Source organism: Streptomyces sp. SudanB182_2057, assembly GCF_964272715.1.
Taxonomy (GTDB): Bacteria; Actinomycetota; Actinomycetes; order Streptomycetales; family Streptomycetaceae; genus Streptomyces; species Streptomyces rubradiris.
This window is the reverse complement of the sequence record NZ_OZ186798.1, coordinates 8,281,169-8,298,928: the sequence shown is the minus strand read 5'-3', so window position 1 is coordinate 8,298,928 and position 17,760 is coordinate 8,281,169. Positions and strand designations below refer to the sequence as shown.

Below are 17,760 nucleotides of genomic sequence, written 5' to 3'. Positions count from 1 at the left end.
ATGATCGACGTGACGATGCCTGCGAAGGACGGACGGCGGGCCGGTTTCGGGCGGCTCGCGGTGCTGGGGATCCAGCACGTGCTCGTGATGTACACGGGGTGTGTGACCGTGCCGCTGGTGTTCGGCGCCGCGGCCGGGCTCGATGCCGCGACGATCGCCGTCCTGATCAACGCCGATCTGCTCGTCGCGGGCGTCGTCACGATGATCCAGGGTGCCGGTGTCGGCCGCTTCCTCGGTGTGCGGATGCCGGTGATGGCAGGGGCCGCGTTCACCGCGGTGACGCCGATGATCCTGATCGCCGGGGAGTACGGCCTTCAGGCGGTGTACGGGTCGATGCTCGCGGCCGGAGTGTTCGGGCTGCTGATCGCCTATCCGTTCGCGAAGGCGGTCCGCTTCTTCCCGCCGCTGGTGAGCGGTGTGGTGATCACGGTGGTGGGGCTCGCGCTGATCGGCGTGGGCGTGGACCTGGTCGTCGGGAACGACCCGGAGGCCGCCGGTCACGCGGCGCCTTCGCGGCTCGCGCTCGCCGCGTTCGTCATCCTCGTGATCCTGCTGGTGGCACGGTTCGGGCGCGGTTTCCTCGCTCAGACCGGCGTACTGCTGGGCCTGTTGGCGGGGACGGCGGTCGCCGTTCCGCTCGGCCTGGTCGACTTCTCGGCGGCACGGGCGGCGGACTGGATCGGGCTCAGCGCCCCGTTCCACTTCGGCGCCCCGGAGTTCCCCGCGGTCGCCGTGCTGTCGATGTGCGTGGTGATGCTGGTCCTGTTCGCCGAGTCGACGGCCGATCTGATCGCGGTCGCGGAGCTGACCGGGAAGCGGCTGACCACCGCCGACCTGGCACGCGGACTGGCCGCGGACGGGCTCTCCGGGGTACTGGGAGGCGTCATGAACGCCTTCCTTGACACGGTGTTCGCGCAGAACGTGGGCCTGGTGACGATGACGAAGGTGCGCAGCCGGCACGTCGCGACGATCGCGGGCGGCATCCTCGTGCTCCTCGGCCTGGTTCCCAAACTCGGGGCGTGGGTCGCCGGGTTGCCACAGCCGGTGGTCGGCGCTGCGGGGCTCGTGATGTTCGCGACGGTCGCCGCGGTCGGTGTCGGCACGCTCCGCGAGGTCGACTTCGACGGCACGCACAATCTGCTGATCGTCGCGGTGTCGATCGGCGTCGGCATGGCGCCCGAGATGGCGCCCGACCTGTACTCGCGCTTCCCCGAAGGCGTCGGCATCGTCCTCGGCTCACCGGTGACGAGTGCGACGCTGCTGGCGTTCTGCCTGAACCTGGCGTTCAACGGCGGGACTTCACGTCGTGACGCCGGGCTCGTGCGGACGCCTGCGGCGGAAGGGGAGCGCGAGGCGCCGGCAGGGCGGACGAGAGTGTGACGGCAGGCCCTGGTCTTTTCTGAGGGCCGCGACCACCCCGCACCCGGCCGCACCCCGGCGGCGACGCCCGGGCCCACGTCATCGCCACCACCGGTGGACGACTCGGCAGCCGCCGATCAGCCAGCGGCAGGCTCCAGGGGCGGCCCTTGCCCACCGGGAGCCGCAATATAACCTGCCGCCTCGGCACTTCTCTCTACAGCGGAACCAAGTCCGTTGGAAAGGCGGCTCTGTACATGAGCCTCTTCTTTGTCAGCGGACGCCCGTGCGGCGGACGATGCCGTCGTATTCGGGTTTGCGCTTCCAATCGGGATCCGGTGGCACATAGCCGGGCCGCGGGCAGTGCCGGGAGTACTCTCCGGTCTTCCGATCATGCAGATAACGGGGGCAGTTCTCGAAAACCTCGCGTACGCGGATGTTCACCACCGCGTCGGCGCCCTCGAAGGCGGACAGGTCGGCCGGCCGGGTCGACACGGTCGCGTCACCGTTGACGCGCAGTTTGACAGGGCGTTCGTAGTCGATGAACAGCAGCCCGACCGCCGAATTCACCAGGACGTTTCCCAGGCTGCGGAACATGCCGTTTCCGTCGTAGCTGGGAAACGCCAGCGTCCGCCGGTCGAGAACCTGGACGAAACCGGGGCGCCCGCCCTTGTAAGAGCAGTCGGGGCGGCCCTGCGCGTCGGCGGTGGCGAGGAAGAAGCTGTCGGCATCGCCGATCAGTGCGACGGCGTCGTCGTCGAGCTCGTCGGACACGTACCGCTTCGCGATATGCGCGGCGAGCTCCTGGGTGTCGAGGCGGCGCTGCAGTTCAAGGGCGCCCTCATGGTAGAAGTCGCTCACGACATGCCTGCCAATCGCTCCCGGCCGACGCGGCGCTGCCCGGGTGACAGCCGGGACATCTCACGGTCGATCATGGTGAACCACGGCGTGGCCGCGACCGGCGCACGGGTGGCCAGCTCGATGTCCCACACCGGCAGTTCGGTGGCGGGAAGACTCACGGGTACCAGGCCGCGGGTGGAGGTCAGGCAGGAGGAGGGGACGAGGGCGACTGCCTGGAGCAGCGCGGCCATCTCCTGCATGACCTGCCAGTCGTTGCTGCGGGCGGCGGCGCGGGGCCGGAATCCCAGGTCGGCGCAGTGACCCACGATGACCTCGTGGCAGAAGGTCTCCTGGCCGGGCAGCACCCAGTCGGCGTCCTCGAAGGCGCGCAGCGCCCCGTCGGTTGACCGGGCGAGGTCGGGCGGGGCGATCAGGACGAAGGGGTCCCGGTAGAGGGGGTGGCTGGTGAGGGGGGAGATCTCGCGGCCGGGCACCCGGACGGCGACCGCGAGGTCGAGCCGCTCGGCCGTGATCTGGTCGTACGCCTCGTGAGGGACGGTCTCGAAGAGCTCGAAGGTCATCCCGGTCCGGGACCTCAGCCTGCGTACGACCGTGAAGAGCCAGCTGCGGTAGGCCGAGGGCAGGGCGCCGATCCGCACCGTACGCGCGGGCCGTTCGGCGCGCCGGCGCAAGGAGTCGACGGCGCTTTCCCAGCGAGCCAGGATCTCGTCGCCGAGCTCGGCCATCTCCAGCCCGCGAGGAGTCAGCCGCACGCCCCGGCCGCTGCGCTCGATCACCGCGAACCCACAGGTGCCGGCGAGGGTCTGGAGTTGCTGAGAGATCGCCGACGGAGAGAGGCGGAGCGATGCGGCCGCGGCGTTGACAGAACCGTGTTCCTGTACGGCGCGGAGTGCGCGCAGTTGGTTCGGGTTCATCGCGGTCCGAGTTGGCGCGCGCGATGTCATGACGGGGATGTTAAGTGGGCTACTTGGTTCATGTCATGCGAGTTAAGTCGACCGTGCAGATATCGTCAACTATCTCTCATTGCGATCTCGTGAAATGCCCGTGCGGGTCACGTCATCATGCGGTTCTGCTGAACAATCGTGGTGGCCTTCCGGTGGTGGACCCGACACTCGTGCCGAAAGATCCAAGCCACCGGAGCATCCGGCTGCGGTCGGCTGGTCACGGAAGGGATGTCATCTTGGCCGCCGCACTCACTGACAGGACGCCGGACACCGGCCTCCGAAGTGATCTCGACTCGGCCTTTCCCGTCGAGCCGCACGCCGTCGCCGACGAGGCCGTACGGCTGGGGCTCCTGCGCCGCCTGCACTCCCACTATGTCGCTTATATGGCAGGACCCGAGGACTACGCAAGAATTCCCCGACTGAACACAGACCCGGAGATCGGTGCGATCGAACGGGCCTGGCTCGGCTGGGAGGACATCCGGGTGAGCCAGGTGGCTCTGCCGAGCACGCCCGAGGAGTTCTACGACTGGTTCCTCGCCACCGCCGCCGACCACACTCAGCCCGAGTTCAACGCGTATCTGGCCCAGGAGGCGAACCTCGAGGAGATCGCGCTGTTCTTCCTCGCCGAGGAGCTGGTCGACAGCAAGTTCGACGACCTGATGGCACTGGTGCAGATCGGCACCGAAGGCAGGACGAAGCTCACCATCGCGGAGAACTACTGGGACGAGATGGGCGAGGGTGACCTCCAGCGCGTGCACACCCGGATGTTCGAGCATTCCGCGCAGTACATGCGGGCCCACCTGGACCGGGTCGGCGTCGACTACTCCAGGCTCCATTTCTCCGAGGCGTACGAGAACGCCGCCCTGCTGCTCGCCTACGGCATCCACCGGCACCTCACCCCCCGCGCGCTCGGCGCCATGGGTGTGCTCGAACAGAGCGCGTCGCCGCGCTTTCAGGCGATGGTCGACGGGTGCGAGCGGCTCGGCGTCCCCGACGACGTGATCGCCTACCAGCGCATCCATGTGCACGTCGACGCCGACCACGGTGCCGAGTGGACCGAAGGCGTCTTCGTCCCCCTCGTCGCGCGCTCCCCGGAACTGCTGCGCGAGATCAGCCTCGGCATCGTCACCCGGGTGCGGGTCGCCAACGGCTACTACGCCCGCGTCTGGGAGGCCATGAAGGCCCTGCGCGGCTAGCGCCGGTCCGGCAGAGCGAAAGGCAGATCATGACGACGGCGGCATCCGCTTCCCCTCTCTTCCAGCGCACCCGGGTCACCGGTCACGACCAGCGCGTCTTCCTCGTCAAACTCACCTTCGCGGGGGTACTCCTCGCGACCGGCGTCGTCCTGCAGTTCCTCGGCTCACTGGCCGGGACGATCGCCGGGATCGTCCTGCTCGGCGCGACCTACACCCACATGGTGGAACTCCAGCACCAGTGCCTGCACCACTCGGCGTTCGCCTCCGCGCGACCGCACCGGTGGGTGGGGATCCCGCTGGGACTGCCGCTGCTGGTGTCGTACAGTCACTACCGGGTGCGTCATCTGCAGCACCACCGCTATCTGGGCACGCCGGACGACTCGGAGTTCTTCGGGTTCGACACCCGGCAGCCGCTCACGTGGCGCGCGTTGCTGCGCGGCGCCTTCGACTATCCGCGGTTGCTCACCGTCGCCGCGGACATCGCGCGTAGCGCGCGCGGCACTTGGCGGTACGACCTCGGCCAGATATCCGAGCGGCGGCGCCGCGAGGTGATCGGTGAGTACCGGCTGATGGGTCTCCTCCTCCTCGCTCCCGTACTGGCCGCGGCCCTCGGGCAGGGAGAACTGGTCCTGCGGCTGTGGATACTCCCCGTGCTGGTGGCGTTCCCGATGCACTTCCTCGTGGAACTGCCCGAGCACATCCTGTGCGACGACGGCACCGACGACGTCCTGCGCAACACCCGGTCGATCACCGGCAGCCGGCTCAGCACCTGGTTCACCAACGGCAACAACCTGCACATAGAGCACCACGCCGCGATGACCGTGGCGATCAACCGGTTGCGGGAGCGGCACCCCGAGGTGCGCACCGCCGCCAAACACTACGCACGCGGTTACCCTTCGTTCTACTGGAGAGTCGTGCGCGAGGCGACCGCCAACTCTCTGGGCAGACGTGCGAACGCCCCGGACCGGTCGTGATCGCGACGCTCCGTTCTCCCTCTCGTCCCGGAAGACAAGGACGTCTCGAATGACGACACTCCACATCGGCAACACCCAGACCGAGGAGATGTCCGGCGATCCGGCGCTGCTCTCCGCCGAGCAGCTCCGTTTCTCCTCCGCCTCGTCACAACGGGTGCTGTGGTTCGCGCGCGACGGTGACGTCGCCGTCGTCCCGGTCGCACCGCAGGAGACTTATGTCGCCTACGTGACCGGACTGACCGGGGTCGACGCGTCATCGCTGCGGCTCGTCGTCCCACCGCCCGGGCACGTCGGCGGAACCGTACTGACCAGTGACCGGTTGGCGGACGCGGCGTTCCGGGCGGAGCTGCGCACCGCGCTGGGAGACCGGCCGCCGGCTCGCGTCCAGGCGTACTACCCGGACACCGCGGTCGTCTCGCTGGCGCGGGCACTGGGCGCGGCGGAGGCCGTACCGGGCCACGCCTTCCTGGCCCAGGGCGGCGCCGTGAACGCCAACAGCAAGGCGTTGTTCCGGGCGGTTGCCGCCGGGCTGGGGATCCCGGTGGCGCCGGGCGCGATCGCGGCCTGGCCATGGCAGGCGGAACGAGCCGTCACCGAGCAGTTCGAGGCCGGTTACCCGGTGATGCTCAAGCAGGAGCTGCACAGCGCCAGCGAGGGCAACGAGATCCTGAGCCCGAAGGACGGGCTCAGCCCGTTCGGCGCCGAGCGGGTCGTCGTCCTCCAGAGCCCCGAGGCCCTCCGCTCCTATCTGGACGAACGCTGGTCCTGGCTCACCGATGACGGGCGCGGCCGGGTGATCGTCGAACGCTACGTCGCGGGGGCGCGCGCCGGCTACGCCGAGTACCTGGTGACCGACGACGGAGTCGAGTTCACCGGCGAGGGCGAGCTCCTCATGGCGCCGCTCCTCGACGGCATCGTCATCCCGATTCCCGATCTGACCCCGGCGGCACGCACCGGTCTGCGTGAACTGACCCGACGGCTGTGCGAGGCGTACCGGGCGATCGGTTACCGCGGCACCATGAGCGTGGACGGTCTCATCACGCCCGAAGGCGGCGTCCTGCTGAACGAGACCAACAGCCGGCTCAGCGGCTCGACGCATCTGCACGGCGTCATCGGCCCGCGCCTCGCGGGACCTGACCGGACGTTGCTGGACCGCGGGGGCCTGGCCGTCCCCTCGTTCGCCGAGGCCGTCGCGCGGCTCGCGGACTCCGGTCTGGCCTTCGACCCTTCCAGCCGCACCGGAGCGATCCTCACCTGCGACTACACCCACGTGAACGGCACCGTCCGCTACTGCCTGGCGGCGGCGGACGCCGACGCGGCGCGGAACCTGGAACGGGAGCTCCGCGGAGTGTTCGCCATGGCCGCCCGGAACTGAGGATCCCGATGCGCATCATCGACCTGAGCCACGAGATCGCTTCCGGCGCCGCCGCCTACCCCGGGCTGCCCTCCCCCGTCATCGACACCTATCTGGACTGGGAGGGGTCCCACGGCACCTACGCCGTCGGAACGGAGTTCCGGATCGGCAGGATCACCCTCGTCGGCAACACCGGCACCTACCTGGACACCCCGGCGCACCGATACCGCGACGGGTTCGACCTCAGCGGTCTGCCCCTGGAGGCCGTCGTGGAGCTGCCCGGCGTGCTGGTGCGCACCGCGGACCGGGCGATCAGCCTCGGCGCGTTCGACGGTGTGGACGTACGCGGGCGCGCCGTCCTGGTCCATACGGGCTGGTGCCGCCATTGGGAGACCGAGCGCTACGGCGCGGACGACCACCCGTACCTCACGGCCGAGGCAGCCGATTGCCTCGCCGAGCGGGGCGCCGCCCTCGTCGGCATCGACTCGGTCAATGTCGACGACACCTCCACCGTGAGCGCCGGGCGACGGCCCGTCCACTCCACCCTGCTCGCGGCGGGCATCCCCATTGTCGAGCACCTGTGCCAACTCGACCGGCTCACGGCCGCGCCGTTCACCTTCACCGCCGTGCCGGTCAAGGTGAACGGCCTGGGCACCTTCCCCGTGCGCGCCTACGCCCGGCAGGGCGCGTCATGAGGCCGTACCGTGAACTCCTCCGCAGGCCGGGCCTCGTCCGCTGGAGCGTCGTCCGCCTGATCACCCGTTTCCCGGCGGCCGCCGCACCGATCATGTTCGTGATGTTGTCGAAGACGCAGCTCGGCGACTACCGCACGGGCGCGTGGATGGCGGCGGGCTGCGTGGCCACCGAGTGCGTGGCCGCTCCCCTTCTCGGGGCCCGGCTGGACGGGCGGCCGATGCTGAGGGAGGCGCGGCTCGCGCTCATCGTCACGGCAGCGGCGCTGGTCTCGATGGCGGCGGGCGTCAGCCGGCTTCCGACGGTCGTGCTGGTCGCATTGGCCGGGCTGGCGGGCGGCGCCATCGCCGGGCTGATCGGCGGCATGCGCACCCTCCTGACGCGCGTGCTGAGCGAGGGGGACGTACGGGTGGCGCTGAGCTGGGAGTCGGTGATCACCGACGTCGTCTTCGCGGTCTCCCCGGCCCTGGTCACCGGCCTCGCTCTCGGCGTCGACGGCCGTGTCCCACTCCTGCTTGCGGGCGCGGGCGCCGTCGTTTCCGCCCTGCTGCTCCCCGGACTTCCCGGCATCGCCGACACCCCCGAGAGTCCCCCGGGCCAGACGCACCGGACGGCGGGCTCGGCGCGCGCCCTGCTCTCCGCCTGGCCGATCTACCTCACCAGCGCCTCGGCCATGTACCTGTCGGCGACGATCGAGGTGGCCGTGGCTCCGCTGCTGGAACAACACGGCCTGGACATCGGCTGGGCGGGCGTGGTCCTCAGTGCGTTCTCGATCGCGGCCGTAGCGGGCGGACTGCTGTACGGGCTGCGCGCGTGGCCCGGCTCGTACCGCGCGCAAAGTCTCGTGCTGCTGACCACCGTGGTCGCCCTCGTCGCCCTCGCCGCGGTCGGCAGCACCGTCGGGCTGCTCGCGCTGGCGGCACCGCTGACCCTGGCGGGCGCCGCGCAGGCGGGCCTGATCACGGCGCGGAACCTGTCTCTGCACGAAGCGCTGCCCGAACATCACCACTCGGCGGGCAACTCCCTCCTCTACGCGGGCAGTTGCCTCGGCTACGGAAGCAGCGCCGCGGTCATCGCGCTCTTCCTCTCCGAGGGCGAGGCCACCGCGCTGGTCCTGATCTCCTGCCTGGTCACCCTCGGCTCGGCCTGGCTGGGCGCCGCGGCCGAGCGCGTCACGGCTTCTCCGGATCACCGTCCCCGTACAGGCCGGACTTCCTCTCACACCGCGCGCTGAACCACGCGGTATCGGGGAGCAGTCGTGATCAAGCCGCTTGAGGCGCCGTCCCCCGTCCCGACGGCCAGTGGTGCGGGAGGGGCCGTGAACCGGTGTCGGTGTCGTCGCTGCGGAGGGTGGCGAGCCGGACCGGCAGCGGGGGCGTCGGCGGTCGGCCGGGGTAAGGCCGCGGCCGGTACCGGCCGATAGCCTGACCGGCATGAGCGACGGCATCGCGTGGATAGGCGCACACCACTACACCCCTTCTTCGGCCGTGCCTGGCATGCTCGGCGGCATCTCGCTGACCCTGGCCCGAGGTATGGAGACGGACGAGTTCCTCATCAACCTGGGCGCCGACCTCGACGAACTGGCCACGCGCACCCCGTGCGGGGACTTGCGCGCGCCGGCCGGGCAGCCGGGCCGGCCCTCCCCCCAGGTCAACCGCGCGATGTACGGCAGATGCGGTGAGTGGACGTACGTGCTGGAGAACTGGGGCATGGCGACCTGGGCGACCGGCTACCAAGGCAAGGTGGAATCGATGATTCCCTACGAGGGCGAGGAGATCCTCTGCCTGACCGCCAACCGTTTCAGCCCCCCGGCCCTGATCATCCATGCGCCCGGTGCCCGCGCGTACCGGGCGGACTTCGGCACCGACACCGGGCAGGGCTCGGCCCTCGATGCCGCCCTCAGCGCCGCGGGCGCGGTGTTCCCGTCGATGCCTGAGGCCAGTGAGGCCGAGGTCGTCGGGTACTTCGAGGAGCATGGCGAGCGCCTGCCCGAGCTGGTGTTCACCGCCGTGGGCGCCTACACGGGCGTGGCCATCGACCAGGACGCCGTGCGGGCCGGTGACCTTCCCGGCGTGCTCATCGCCCCGGCCTGACCGTCCGCCGCGCGCATGGGACGGCTCGCACCCTGACCGCAGGGCCGATGCCGTTGAGGCCAGGAGTATTACGGCTTCCCCCTCGGACAGCCGGCCCTACTCCTGCCCCTACTCCTGTCCCTGCCCCCCGGCGCAGCGGCCTGCCCGGCCTGGCCTCCTCCCAGCCGACGACAGTCTGCCCGTCACAGCCCCCACGGGGTCAGCCGGATACCGTCCAGGCGGTCCACCGTCGGATGGCCTTCGATGACGGCGCCCCGCGGGTCCTCGGCCCGGCGCACTCCGACGGCCTGCCATCCGGCCGCCACGGCCGCGTCGAGTTCCTCGCGGACGTCGCTGAAGAAGAGGATCTCCGCGGGAGCCACGCCCAGGGCGCGGCTGATCGTCCGGTACGAGTCCGCCTCGCGCTTGCTTCCCGCGTCGGTGAGGTCGAAGTAGCCGTCCAGCAGACCGGTCAGATCGCCGAGGTCGCTGTGTGCGAACCAGTCGTGCTGCGCGGCCCGCGCGCCCGAGGAGTAGACGTAGCGGGCGATTCCCGCCCGTGCCCAGCGCTCCAGCGCCGTGGGCACCTCGGGATACACGTGCCCGTGAAGCGAGCCGTCGGCGTAGCCCTCGGCCCAGATCAGCGCTTGCGCGGACTTCAGCGGCGGGACCTTGGCGTCCTCGTCGGACCACGCGGTCAGGGCGCGGATCACGCCGGCCTCGTCGAGGTGCGGGTCGCCGGTCAGCCTCCTTGTCTCCCGCAGAAGTTCGGCGTACCGATCAGTGCCGCGCTGCTGTCGTACCCAGGCGGCCAGACGCTCACGTGCGTACGGGAACAGCACGTCGCGCACATGGGTGAGAGAGCCGACGGTGCCCTCGATGTCGAGGACCACCGCCGTCACCCGGCGCCCCTCGTCGGCCGCGCTACTCACCGGCACCGGCCAGCAGGGCGTCGAGCCGGGGGAAGTGCCGTGCGATGGGGTCGCCGGTGAAGTCCCCGACCCAGCCGTCCTCCCTCTCGAAGAAGCGCACCGCGCAGAAGTCGGGGCGCGGTCCCATGTCGAACCAGTGCGTCGTCCCGGCCGGCACCGACAGCAGGTCGCCCGCCTCGCACACCACCGCGTACACCTTGCGGTTGACGTGCAGGTAGAAGCACCCCGTCCCTTGGGCGAAGAACCGGACTTCGTCCTCTTCGTGCCGGTGTTCCTCCAGGAAGGCCGCGCGGGCCTTGGCCGCACGGTCCCTCCATTCGGGAGTGTCCTCGGGGTGGAGCCGCACGACGTCGACCAGGCGCAGCCCTTCCTCAGCGCACAGTTCGTCGACCTCGCGGCGGTAGCGGGCGAGAATCTGCTCCTCGGTGGTGCCGGGCCCGGCCGGGCCGTGTACCGGCCAGTCGCGCAGCCGCACCGGGCATTCCGCCAGGACCTCGGTGATCTTCGACCGGTCCCGGGTACGGAGCAGAACGCGGTCCGGCGCGTCGTCGGGCGTGACCTGAAGCAATGTCATCGGTGGACTCTCCTCCACGGGTCGAGGGCTCTCGGGTGCTGCCGGGTCCGGCGGAATGACAGGTGGAACCGCGGGGTTCGGGGCCGCCCGCGCTTCGTCAGCCGGGGTCACGGACCCGTATCTCGGCGGCGCCGATCACCAGGAGCTGGCAGATCGACTCCAGGCACTCGAGCCGGTTGCGGGCCTGGGCGAGGTCCTTGCCCCACGCGGTGACACCGTGCCCGGCGATCAGCAGGCCGGGCGGTGTGGCCGTGGCCTGCCCGTAGTAGTCGGCGACGTCTGCCGCGATGCGGGACACTTCGGCCCAGTTCGGGAACACCGGAAGCCCGGTACTCGTGGCGTCGGCCAGGCCCAGGCCCTTGAGCAGCTCGAAACGCTCCAGGTGTACCAGTGTCGTCCGTGTCTCCCGGCCGGCCCGGCAGGCGACGGCGGTGGCATACGGCGAGTGGACGTGGATGACCGCCCCGGCGTCGGTGGTGCGGTAGACCGCCGCGTGGATCGAGGTCTCCGCTGAAGCGCGCAGTGCCGTGGGCTCCACCGGGTCGCCCGTCCTGGCGTCGACCACCACCATGTCCTGGGCCGTCAGCTCGCCCTTGTCGCGGCCGCTCGCCGTGATCAGGGCTCGGTCCGGTGCGCCGGGCAGGCGGGCCGAGAGATTGCCGGAGGTGCCGGGCATCCAGCCGCGTTCGTACAACCGCGCAGAGAACGAGGCGAGTTCGTCCCCCACTCGACGGGTGCTCGGGTCGGAGGGGAAGGTCCGGTCGGTCACGCGGGCACCTCGCACAGAGTCAGCAGGCGGTTGCCGGACAGTCGCTCGGCCCCGCCCAGCCCTTCCAGTTCCACGAGGGCGACGAGCCCGGCCACCCGCGCGCCGCTCAGGGCGACGAGCCGGGCGGCGGCGGCCAGGGTGCCGCCGGTGGCCAGTACGTCGTCCACGCACAGCACCCGCTCGTCAGGGGTCAGAGCCCCCTTCCGCAGCTCCAGACGGTCGTGGCCGTACTCGAGCTCGTGACCGGCCTCGTACACCGGCCCGGGCAGTCTGCCGGGCTTGCGGGCGAGGGTCAGCGGCAGCCCCGTGCTCGCGGCCAGAGCGGCCCCCAGCACGAACCCGCGGGACTCCACGGCGAGGACGCGGTCGAAGCTCCCGTCGAACTCGCGGGCCACCCGGGCGGCGAGCCGGGCCAGCATGCCGGGCTCGGCATAGAGGCCGGCCAGGTCGCGGAAAAGCGTCCCCGGGGCGGGGTGGTCGGGGAACCCGGTCAGCAGGGCGGCGATCTCGGCCGGCTGCGGATCGGCCCCCCGCCCGGTGCCCGAGGTGTCCGCCGGGAGGGCCGGGCCTGGCCGGGTCACCCCCTTCTCGGAGACGAGTGCGGTGATCAACTCGGCCGGGGTGACGTCGAAGGCCGGGTTGTGGACCGCGGCACCGACGGGTGCGACCGTGATGCCGGCGAAACCGGTCACCTCGCCGGGGCCGCGGTCCTCCACGACGATCGCGGAGCCGTCGCGCAGGTCGCGGTCCCAGGTGGACTCGGGGGCGACGACGACGAAGGGAATACCGTGCCGGGCCGCCGCCACCGCCAGCCCATAGGTACCGATCTTGTTCGCCGTGTCCCCGTTGGCCGCTATCCGGTCCGCGCCTACCACCACGAGATCCACCATGCCCCGGCTCATCGAGGCGGCCGCGGCGGAGTCCACGCAGAGCCGGTAGGGCACGCCCGCCTCGCCGAGTTCCCAGGCGGTCAGCCGGGCGCCCTGGAGCAGCGGGCGGGTCTCGTCCACCAGTACCTCCTCGACCCGTCCGCGGCGGGAGAGTTCGAGGATGGTGCCGAGCGCCGTACCCACGGCGGCGGTGGCCAGACGGCCGGTGTTGCAGTGTGTCAGGATGCGCAGCCGCCGGTTCGGAGCCAGCGTCTCCACCAGGTCGGCAGCGTGCCGCACGGCGCGCCGGTTGACCGCGGCGTCCTCCTCCAGCATCGCCAGCGCCTCGGCGAGAACGGCGTCCGGGCCGGAACCGATGCGGGCCAGCGCGCGGCGGACGCCCCAGGCGAGGTTGACGGCGGTGGGACGGGCCTCGGCCAGCCGTGCGGCGTCGTGGCGGACGCCCTCCTCGTCCAGGCCGGTCCCGGCGGCGCCGGAACGACGCAGATGGGCGGAGAGCGCGACTCCCAGCGCGCCGGCGAGCCCGATGGCGGGGGCGCCGCGGACCGCCAAGCCCTGTATCGCATCGATGACTTGACCGACGGTCTCCATGCGCAGCAGGCGGTACTCGTGCGGCAGGGCCCGCTGGTCGACGGCGACGACCGCACCGTCGTCCCAGGTCAGCGATATCTCGGGCGCGAGGCGGGTCATCGGGCCCCCTCTCCCGCGGCGAGGCGGACGAGCCCCGGGAGCGCTGCGCGGCTCGTGTCGCCGATCCGGGCGGCCGTCTTGTCCGGGTGGCCCTCGGTCACGGACTCCAAGGTGAAGAGGCGGCGGGACATTCTGCTCCTTGCGCGGTGCGTACATGAGAGGGCTGACGCGGTGGCGCCGTGGGAAGACGGCGCTCGCGCGATCAGGTGGGACTCACACTTGCGGTTCTTCGCCGTCGCGGAATGGAACTCTGCCCTTCAAAGGGTCGCCTCAGCCCACGAGATCTCCGGGCGTCGCCCCTTGCGCCGGAGTGAGGAGCTGGGCCCGGCCCTCGGCGTCGAACGACCCGAGCAGCAGGAACTCGCTCCGGAAGCCGGCGATCCGCTTGGGCTTGAGGTTGACCACGCCGACGACCAGCCGGCCCTTCAGCACATCGCGGTCGTAGTGGGTGACCTGTGCGCTCGTGCGCAGGACGCCCGCCGGACCGAAGTCGACGGCCACCTTGTACGCGGGCTTCCTGGCTTCGGGGAAGTCCTCGACCTCGATCACACGTCCCACCCGCAGTTCGCACTGGAAGAACTGTCCGGCGTCGATCTTCTCCGTGGTCTGCTCGTCCCGGTTGGCTGCGGACTCGGTGGCTGTCATGGTCGTCATCCCTCAATTCCTGTGTGCGATCCGTCTGTTGGACGAGGACAGGCGCATCCGTACCTTACTCACGATCGTCGAGGATCAGTAAGCCGACACCGACCAGGACGATCCCGGCCCACCCGAGCGGGTCCAGGTGCTCGCCCGCGACCACCACGCTCAACACCGCGGCCGCCACCGGTTCCACCAGGATCAGGGTGGCCGCCGTGCTCGCCGTGACGTGGCCCAGGCCCCGCCCGAAGAGGAGGTAGGCGAGCGCCATGGGGACCAGTGCCAGATAGCCGGCCACCAACAGCCCCGAGCGCGTGCTCAGCAGCGGTCCTCCGGTGACCACGAGAACGGGCACGAGCATGAGGCCGCCCAGACCGAACATCAGCCCCATCACGGAACGGGAGGCGGCCCCGCGGCGGATGAGGCGTCCGGCGCTGTAGGAATAGACGGCGTACGCCGCACCGGCGAGCAGTCCCAGAGCGACGCCGACGGCGGTCTCCCCCGCGCCGTGCGGTCCGTCCGCCGGGTGTCGCTGTCCGGCGACGACGAGTGCGACGCCGGCCGTGGACACCGCGCTCGCCCCCACCCAGCGGGCGCGGGGCAGAGCCCGCTCCCCGATCACCTCGCACAGTTTGGTGAAAGCCGGGGTCGAGCCGACGGTGACCACGGTGCCCGTGGCGATGCCCGTGAGATGCATGGACGTGTAGTAGGCCAGCGGGTAGACCGCTACGGCGGCAGCGCCCCCCAGCACGGTGCGCCACGCGCGGGCCCCGCCCCTCAGCACCGGGAGCACGGAGCGGCCCGCGACGACCAGCAGTACGAGACCGCCGATGCCCATATTGGCCGCGCCCACGGAGAGGGCGGACGCACCGGCCGGGGCGAAGCTCGCCGCGGTGCCGGTGCTGCCCCACAGAAGTCCGGCCAGCAGGATGGGGAGGACCCCGGAGACGAAACGCTCGCTCCCGGAAGCCCTGTCCGCGCCGACCTCTCTCGGTTCAGTGCTCACCATGGCCCATGCGCCCGAGGGCGTCCTTCCGGTAGATCTCCAGCGTCGAAGGGCCCTGGAAGAGGTATTGGGGCTGGGGTTCGGCCATGACCGTGTCGACGCCGAACGTCGCGCAGTACTCCTGCGCGAAGTGGCAGCCGGTGACGGCGAAGATGACCAGCCGGGTGTCGTGTTCGGCCGCGGTCGCGATCAGTTCCTCCAGGGTCCGGCTCGCCAGCGTCTCACCGCACACCAGTGCCACGTCGCTCTCCGCGACCAGTCGCGCGCTCTCCTTGCCCGAGTACACCGGGACGCCGAGGATGCCGTTCTCGATGAGGTGGGGATCGAAGTCGCTCGCGGTGATGTCGATGTCCTCCCGAAGGAGATGCTGGATCAGATTGCCCATGACCCCGATCTGGGCGACCTTGCGGCCTCCGGAGCGGGTCAGCAGCCGCATCGTCTCGTCCACGGCGGTCTTCGCCCGGGCCAGCGCCTTGGCCTCCGGCGACCCGTCGACGGTGAGGACCTTGGCCGGACTGCGGGGCAACGCGCCGAACGCGGCATCCAGGATGGCGATGTCCTCTTCCAGCGTACGGCCGCGCACCAGGCGTGCGTCCTTCCCGATGAGCCCGTCACCGGACTCGTCGAGGCGGACGGACCCGAAGTCGGCGTAGCAACAGCCCTGCCGGACGGTCTGCGCGAGCACGAAGCTGTAGACCATGAAGCGCTCGTACTCGGTGGGCTGCGACCGGTAGTCGACGCTCCACAGGCTGCGCAGCCGGAAGTCGTCGTCGGGCACGTCCCGACCGCGTTCGGCCAGGATGTCTCGCAGGGTGCCCAGGATGTCGTTCATGTCGTGTGGCTCTCTCCGTCTGTGGGTTACGAGAACTCGGGCGCGGCGGAGTTGCGGATGCCGCCCCAGCGTTTGGCCGTCGACTCGTGGATGAACCAGATGTCGTCCTCGGACAGCCGGCGTGAGACGACTCCGGGGAATGCCTCCTCGAAGTAGATGTAGGGCGGCCGGTTGTCGACGTCCGGGGAGTGGTAGTCGAGACTGTCCTGCATGCCGTGGTCACGGGTGATACGGGTGGCCGGGTGGTACGTGAGGATGTTCGGGCTGGCCAGCATGACGAGGCCGTCGTCCACGAGCCGCCCCACCTCCTCGACGGTCTCCTCGATCGTCTCGCGGGTCTCGCCCTCGAGGCCGAACAGCACGGAACTGCCCACCGGTATGCCGGATTCCCGTATGCGCGTCAGGGCGGTGCGGACCTTCTTCTTCCAGGGCAGGTCCTCCACCCGGCGGATGTTCTTGTGGACGTGGTCCATGACCGTGCTCGACATGCTCTCGATGCCCATGTAGAGGTAGGTGCACCCGGCGTCACGCAGTGCGGACAGCATCTCGCGCACCTCGTCCTCGCCGTGCAGCGTGGTGAGCAGGTCGGCGGTCACCTGACAGCCGAAACGCAGCTCGCGCAAGCGCCGCCAGTCATCGTCACCGGTGATCCAGCGGCGGCAGCGCTCGGGGAGGTCCTCGGGGGAGGCTGCGGCGCGGGCAGCGCGCAGAGCTTCGCAGAACTCCCGGATGGCACGGAACGTACCGCTCCAGAAGATGGAGTCGTCGAAGAAGACGGCCTCGGCGCCGTAGCTGACGTACTCGCACACCCGCTCCAGCGCGGCCTCGGCCGGTGCCGCGCCGAAGCGCTTGAGTCCGCCGACCACGAGGGCCGACTCGGAGCAGAAGTCGCAGTGGTAGGGGCAGGCGTTGGTCACCGTCATATGGGCCGTGCGGGCGGGGCCGCCGTCGGGCAGCGGAAAGACCGGGAAGCGGGAGCGGATGGCGAAACCCTGGTACGGCGACGGCAGTTCGGCGAGGTCGTACTTCTCGCCCCTGATGGGAAAGGCGTGCACGGTCGCGCCGTCCCGCGCGCACAGAAGCGAGTTCCCCGGCAGGCGCAGCCCCGCGTCGCCGAGCAGGTTCAGCGTCTCGACCACGTCGTGGACGTGTGCCCGGGTGCGGTCCAGGTCCATGGCCAGGGCGATCGCCTTCATCAGCAGGTCGAGCGCGAAGTAGCCCTCGCCGCTGACGCAGAAGTCCACCACCGGCTCGGCGCGCCCGTCCTCGATGGCCCGCAGCGTGCTGCTGTACTGCAGTACGACGGACCGGTCGGCCGGGGCGTAGCGCATGGTCTCGTCCATGTGCCGTCCACCGAACACGACGAGGCAGTCGGGCAGTTCCTCCTTCACCACCCGGGCCATCTCCAGCGCGTAGCGGTGTGCCGGCGAGACGGTGCTGACGAGGAAGACCTTCGGGCGCAGCCGCCGGGTGAGCTTCCGCAGGCTGTCGCGGGCCTGATCGTCCCACACCCGTGGATCGAACACCGTGTCGTCGGGGGTGCCCACCGCTGTATCGGTCAGGCGCAGTCCGTGCCGCGCGGTCAGCCTCCGTTCCTTGCTCGGGGGACATCGCCAGTCGGGGCACAGGTCCGTGAACGGTATGTCGTCGGCGTCTTCCGCCCCGTGCCGGGCCGACTTCAGGGCGTTGTCGACGACGACGCTGAGTGCCGCGTACAGGCACATGGGGTCGCCAGGGTACGTGATCTCGCCTTCCGGGGAGGTCATCACCGGTGCGAGCGCGGCCAGTACGGGGAAGGCGCGGGTGCTCCAGGGCACTTGGCCGAAGCGCTCGCATCCGGCCCGCTCGATCAAGCCGTCGCGCCGGGAGCGGCGCAGTGCGGTGAGTGTCCCGGCCGCGGTGTCGTCTCTGTGCGGGGGGCGGTGGAAGACGTCATGAACGACGGTCTCATGTACTGCTGCGCGCATGGCGTTCCTCTCGT

General features: G+C 70.5%; 18 protein-coding genes. 7 read left to right on the top strand and 11 right to left on the bottom strand.

What is annotated here, in order from left to right:
* A complete protein-coding gene (locus ACSURM_RS36830) occupies positions 1–1,380 on the top strand; it encodes a nucleobase:cation symporter-2 family protein (RefSeq protein WP_436960454.1) in 1,380 nt (459 codons plus the stop codon).
* A 249-nt stretch (positions 1,381–1,629) separates the two neighbouring features.
* On the opposite strand, the gene ACSURM_RS36825 is transcribed toward ACSURM_RS36830, so the two are convergent.
* Together ACSURM_RS36825 and ACSURM_RS36820 are read right to left on the bottom strand one after the other, a co-directional pair.
* Positions 1,630–2,217 carry a pyridoxamine 5'-phosphate oxidase family protein gene (locus ACSURM_RS36825; RefSeq protein ID WP_436960452.1) on the bottom strand — a complete coding sequence of 196 codons (588 nt, stop codon included), beginning with the start codon at positions 2,215–2,217 and terminating at the stop codon, positions 1,630–1,632.
* Entirely contained in the window at positions 2,214–3,161 is a 948-nt protein-coding gene (locus ACSURM_RS36820; protein WP_436960450.1) for a LysR family transcriptional regulator, read from the bottom strand. Before ACSURM_RS36820 ends, ACSURM_RS36825 begins: the two co-directional genes overlap by 4 nt.
* A 236-nt stretch (positions 3,162–3,397) precedes the next feature.
* On the opposite strand from ACSURM_RS36820, the gene ACSURM_RS36815 reads away from it, so the two are divergent.
* The 6 genes from ACSURM_RS36815 to ACSURM_RS36790 all read left to right on the top strand — a co-directional run bounded on the left by ACSURM_RS36815 (position 3,398) and on the right by ACSURM_RS36790 (position 9,471).
* Entirely contained in the window at positions 3,398–4,357 is a 960-nt protein-coding gene (locus ACSURM_RS36815; protein WP_436960448.1) for an iron-containing redox enzyme family protein, read from the top strand.
* A gap of 29 nt (positions 4,358–4,386) precedes the next feature.
* Positions 4,387–5,331, top strand: a complete 945-nt coding sequence (locus ACSURM_RS36810) for a fatty acid desaturase family protein (protein ID WP_436960446.1) — start codon at positions 4,387–4,389, stop codon at positions 5,329–5,331.
* Between the two features lie 49 nt (positions 5,332–5,380).
* Positions 5,381–6,706: a peptide ligase PGM1-related protein gene (locus ACSURM_RS36805; RefSeq protein WP_436960444.1), complete on the top strand. Its 1,326-nt coding sequence runs from the start codon at positions 5,381–5,383 to the stop codon at positions 6,704–6,706.
* Between the two features lie 8 nt (positions 6,707–6,714).
* On the top strand, positions 6,715–7,380 hold the full coding sequence (locus ACSURM_RS36800; RefSeq protein WP_436960443.1) for a cyclase family protein: 666 nt from the start codon (positions 6,715–6,717) through the stop codon (positions 7,378–7,380).
* On the top strand, positions 7,377–8,612 hold the full coding sequence (locus ACSURM_RS36795; protein WP_436960441.1) for a hypothetical protein: 1,236 nt from the start codon (positions 7,377–7,379) through the stop codon (positions 8,610–8,612). The genes ACSURM_RS36800 and ACSURM_RS36795 overlap by 4 nt, the downstream gene beginning before the upstream one ends.
* 199 nt (positions 8,613–8,811) lie before the next feature.
* Complete coding sequence (locus ACSURM_RS36790; RefSeq protein ID WP_436960439.1) at positions 8,812–9,471, top strand: hypothetical protein; 660 nt, start codon at positions 8,812–8,814, stop codon at positions 9,469–9,471.
* A gap of 182 nt (positions 9,472–9,653) precedes the next feature.
* On the opposite strand, the gene mtnC is transcribed toward ACSURM_RS36790, so the two are convergent.
* The 9 genes from mtnC to ACSURM_RS36745 all read right to left on the bottom strand — a co-directional run bounded on the left by mtnC (position 9,654) and on the right by ACSURM_RS36745 (position 17,746).
* On the bottom strand, positions 9,654–10,388 hold the full coding sequence (gene mtnC, locus ACSURM_RS36785) for an acireductone synthase (RefSeq protein WP_436960438.1): 735 nt from the start codon (positions 10,386–10,388) through the stop codon (positions 9,654–9,656).
* Positions 10,375–10,956 carry a 1,2-dihydroxy-3-keto-5-methylthiopentene dioxygenase gene (locus tag ACSURM_RS36780; RefSeq protein WP_436960436.1) on the bottom strand — a complete coding sequence of 194 codons (582 nt, stop codon included), beginning with the start codon at positions 10,954–10,956 and terminating at the stop codon, positions 10,375–10,377. Before ACSURM_RS36780 ends, mtnC begins: the two co-directional genes overlap by 14 nt.
* Before the next feature lie 97 nt (positions 10,957–11,053).
* Positions 11,054–11,725: a methylthioribulose 1-phosphate dehydratase gene (mtnB, locus tag ACSURM_RS36775; protein ID WP_436960434.1), complete on the bottom strand. Its 672-nt coding sequence runs from the start codon at positions 11,723–11,725 to the stop codon at positions 11,054–11,056.
* Entirely contained in the window at positions 11,722–13,305 is a 1,584-nt protein-coding gene (mtnA, locus tag ACSURM_RS36770) for an S-methyl-5-thioribose-1-phosphate isomerase (RefSeq protein ID WP_436960433.1), read from the bottom strand. Before mtnA ends, mtnB begins: the two co-directional genes overlap by 4 nt.
* Complete coding sequence (locus tag ACSURM_RS36765; RefSeq protein ID WP_436961281.1) at positions 13,302–13,436, bottom strand: hypothetical protein; 135 nt, start codon at positions 13,434–13,436, stop codon at positions 13,302–13,304. The genes mtnA and ACSURM_RS36765 overlap by 4 nt, the downstream gene beginning before the upstream one ends.
* A gap of 139 nt (positions 13,437–13,575) precedes the next feature.
* Positions 13,576–13,959, bottom strand: coding sequence for a tRNA-binding protein (locus ACSURM_RS36760; protein WP_436960431.1), 384 nt, complete (start codon positions 13,957–13,959; stop codon positions 13,576–13,578).
* A gap of 55 nt (positions 13,960–14,014) precedes the next feature.
* On the bottom strand, positions 14,015–14,950 hold the full coding sequence (locus ACSURM_RS36755) for a DMT family transporter (RefSeq protein WP_436960429.1): 936 nt from the start codon (positions 14,948–14,950) through the stop codon (positions 14,015–14,017).
* Positions 14,937–15,779, bottom strand: a complete 843-nt coding sequence (locus ACSURM_RS36750; protein WP_436960427.1) for a Rossmann-like domain-containing protein — start codon at positions 15,777–15,779, stop codon at positions 14,937–14,939. Before ACSURM_RS36750 ends, ACSURM_RS36755 begins: the two co-directional genes overlap by 14 nt.
* 26 nt (positions 15,780–15,805) lie before the next feature.
* A complete protein-coding gene (locus ACSURM_RS36745) occupies positions 15,806–17,746 on the bottom strand; it encodes a B12-binding domain-containing radical SAM protein (RefSeq protein WP_436960425.1) in 1,941 nt (646 codons plus the stop codon).
* Positions 17,747–17,760: the final 14 nt, after the last annotated feature.

Coding starts and splice junctions, on each gene's coding strand:
- ACSURM_RS36820 (WP_436960450.1), bottom strand. CDS start 3,161: ATGACATCGCGCGCGCCAACTCGGACCGCGATGAACCCGAACCAACTG.
- mtnA (WP_436960433.1), bottom strand. CDS start 13,305: ATGACCCGCCTCGCGCCCGAGATATCGCTGACCTGGGACGACGGTGCG.
- ACSURM_RS36830 (WP_436960454.1), top strand. CDS start 1: ATGATCGACGTGACGATGCCTGCGAAGGACGGACGGCGGGCCGGTTTC.
- ACSURM_RS36755 (WP_436960429.1), bottom strand. CDS start 14,950: ATGGTGAGCACTGAACCGAGAGAGGTCGGCGCGGACAGGGCTTCCGGG.
- ACSURM_RS36780 (WP_436960436.1), bottom strand. CDS start 10,956: ATGACATTGCTTCAGGTCACGCCCGACGACGCGCCGGACCGCGTTCTG.
- ACSURM_RS36745 (WP_436960425.1), bottom strand. CDS start 17,746: ATGCGCGCAGCAGTACATGAGACCGTCGTTCATGACGTCTTCCACCGC.
- ACSURM_RS36750 (WP_436960427.1), bottom strand. CDS start 15,779: ATGAACGACATCCTGGGCACCCTGCGAGACATCCTGGCCGAACGCGGT.
- ACSURM_RS36790 (WP_436960439.1), top strand. CDS start 8,812: ATGAGCGACGGCATCGCGTGGATAGGCGCACACCACTACACCCCTTCT.
- ACSURM_RS36760 (WP_436960431.1), bottom strand. CDS start 13,959: ATGACGACCATGACAGCCACCGAGTCCGCAGCCAACCGGGACGAGCAG.
- ACSURM_RS36805 (WP_436960444.1), top strand. CDS start 5,381: ATGACGACACTCCACATCGGCAACACCCAGACCGAGGAGATGTCCGGC.
- ACSURM_RS36765 (WP_436961281.1), bottom strand. CDS start 13,436: ATGTCCCGCCGCCTCTTCACCTTGGAGTCCGTGACCGAGGGCCACCCG.
- ACSURM_RS36800 (WP_436960443.1), top strand. CDS start 6,715: ATGCGCATCATCGACCTGAGCCACGAGATCGCTTCCGGCGCCGCCGCC.
- ACSURM_RS36810 (WP_436960446.1), top strand. CDS start 4,387: ATGACGACGGCGGCATCCGCTTCCCCTCTCTTCCAGCGCACCCGGGTC.
- ACSURM_RS36795 (WP_436960441.1), top strand. CDS start 7,377: ATGAGGCCGTACCGTGAACTCCTCCGCAGGCCGGGCCTCGTCCGCTGG.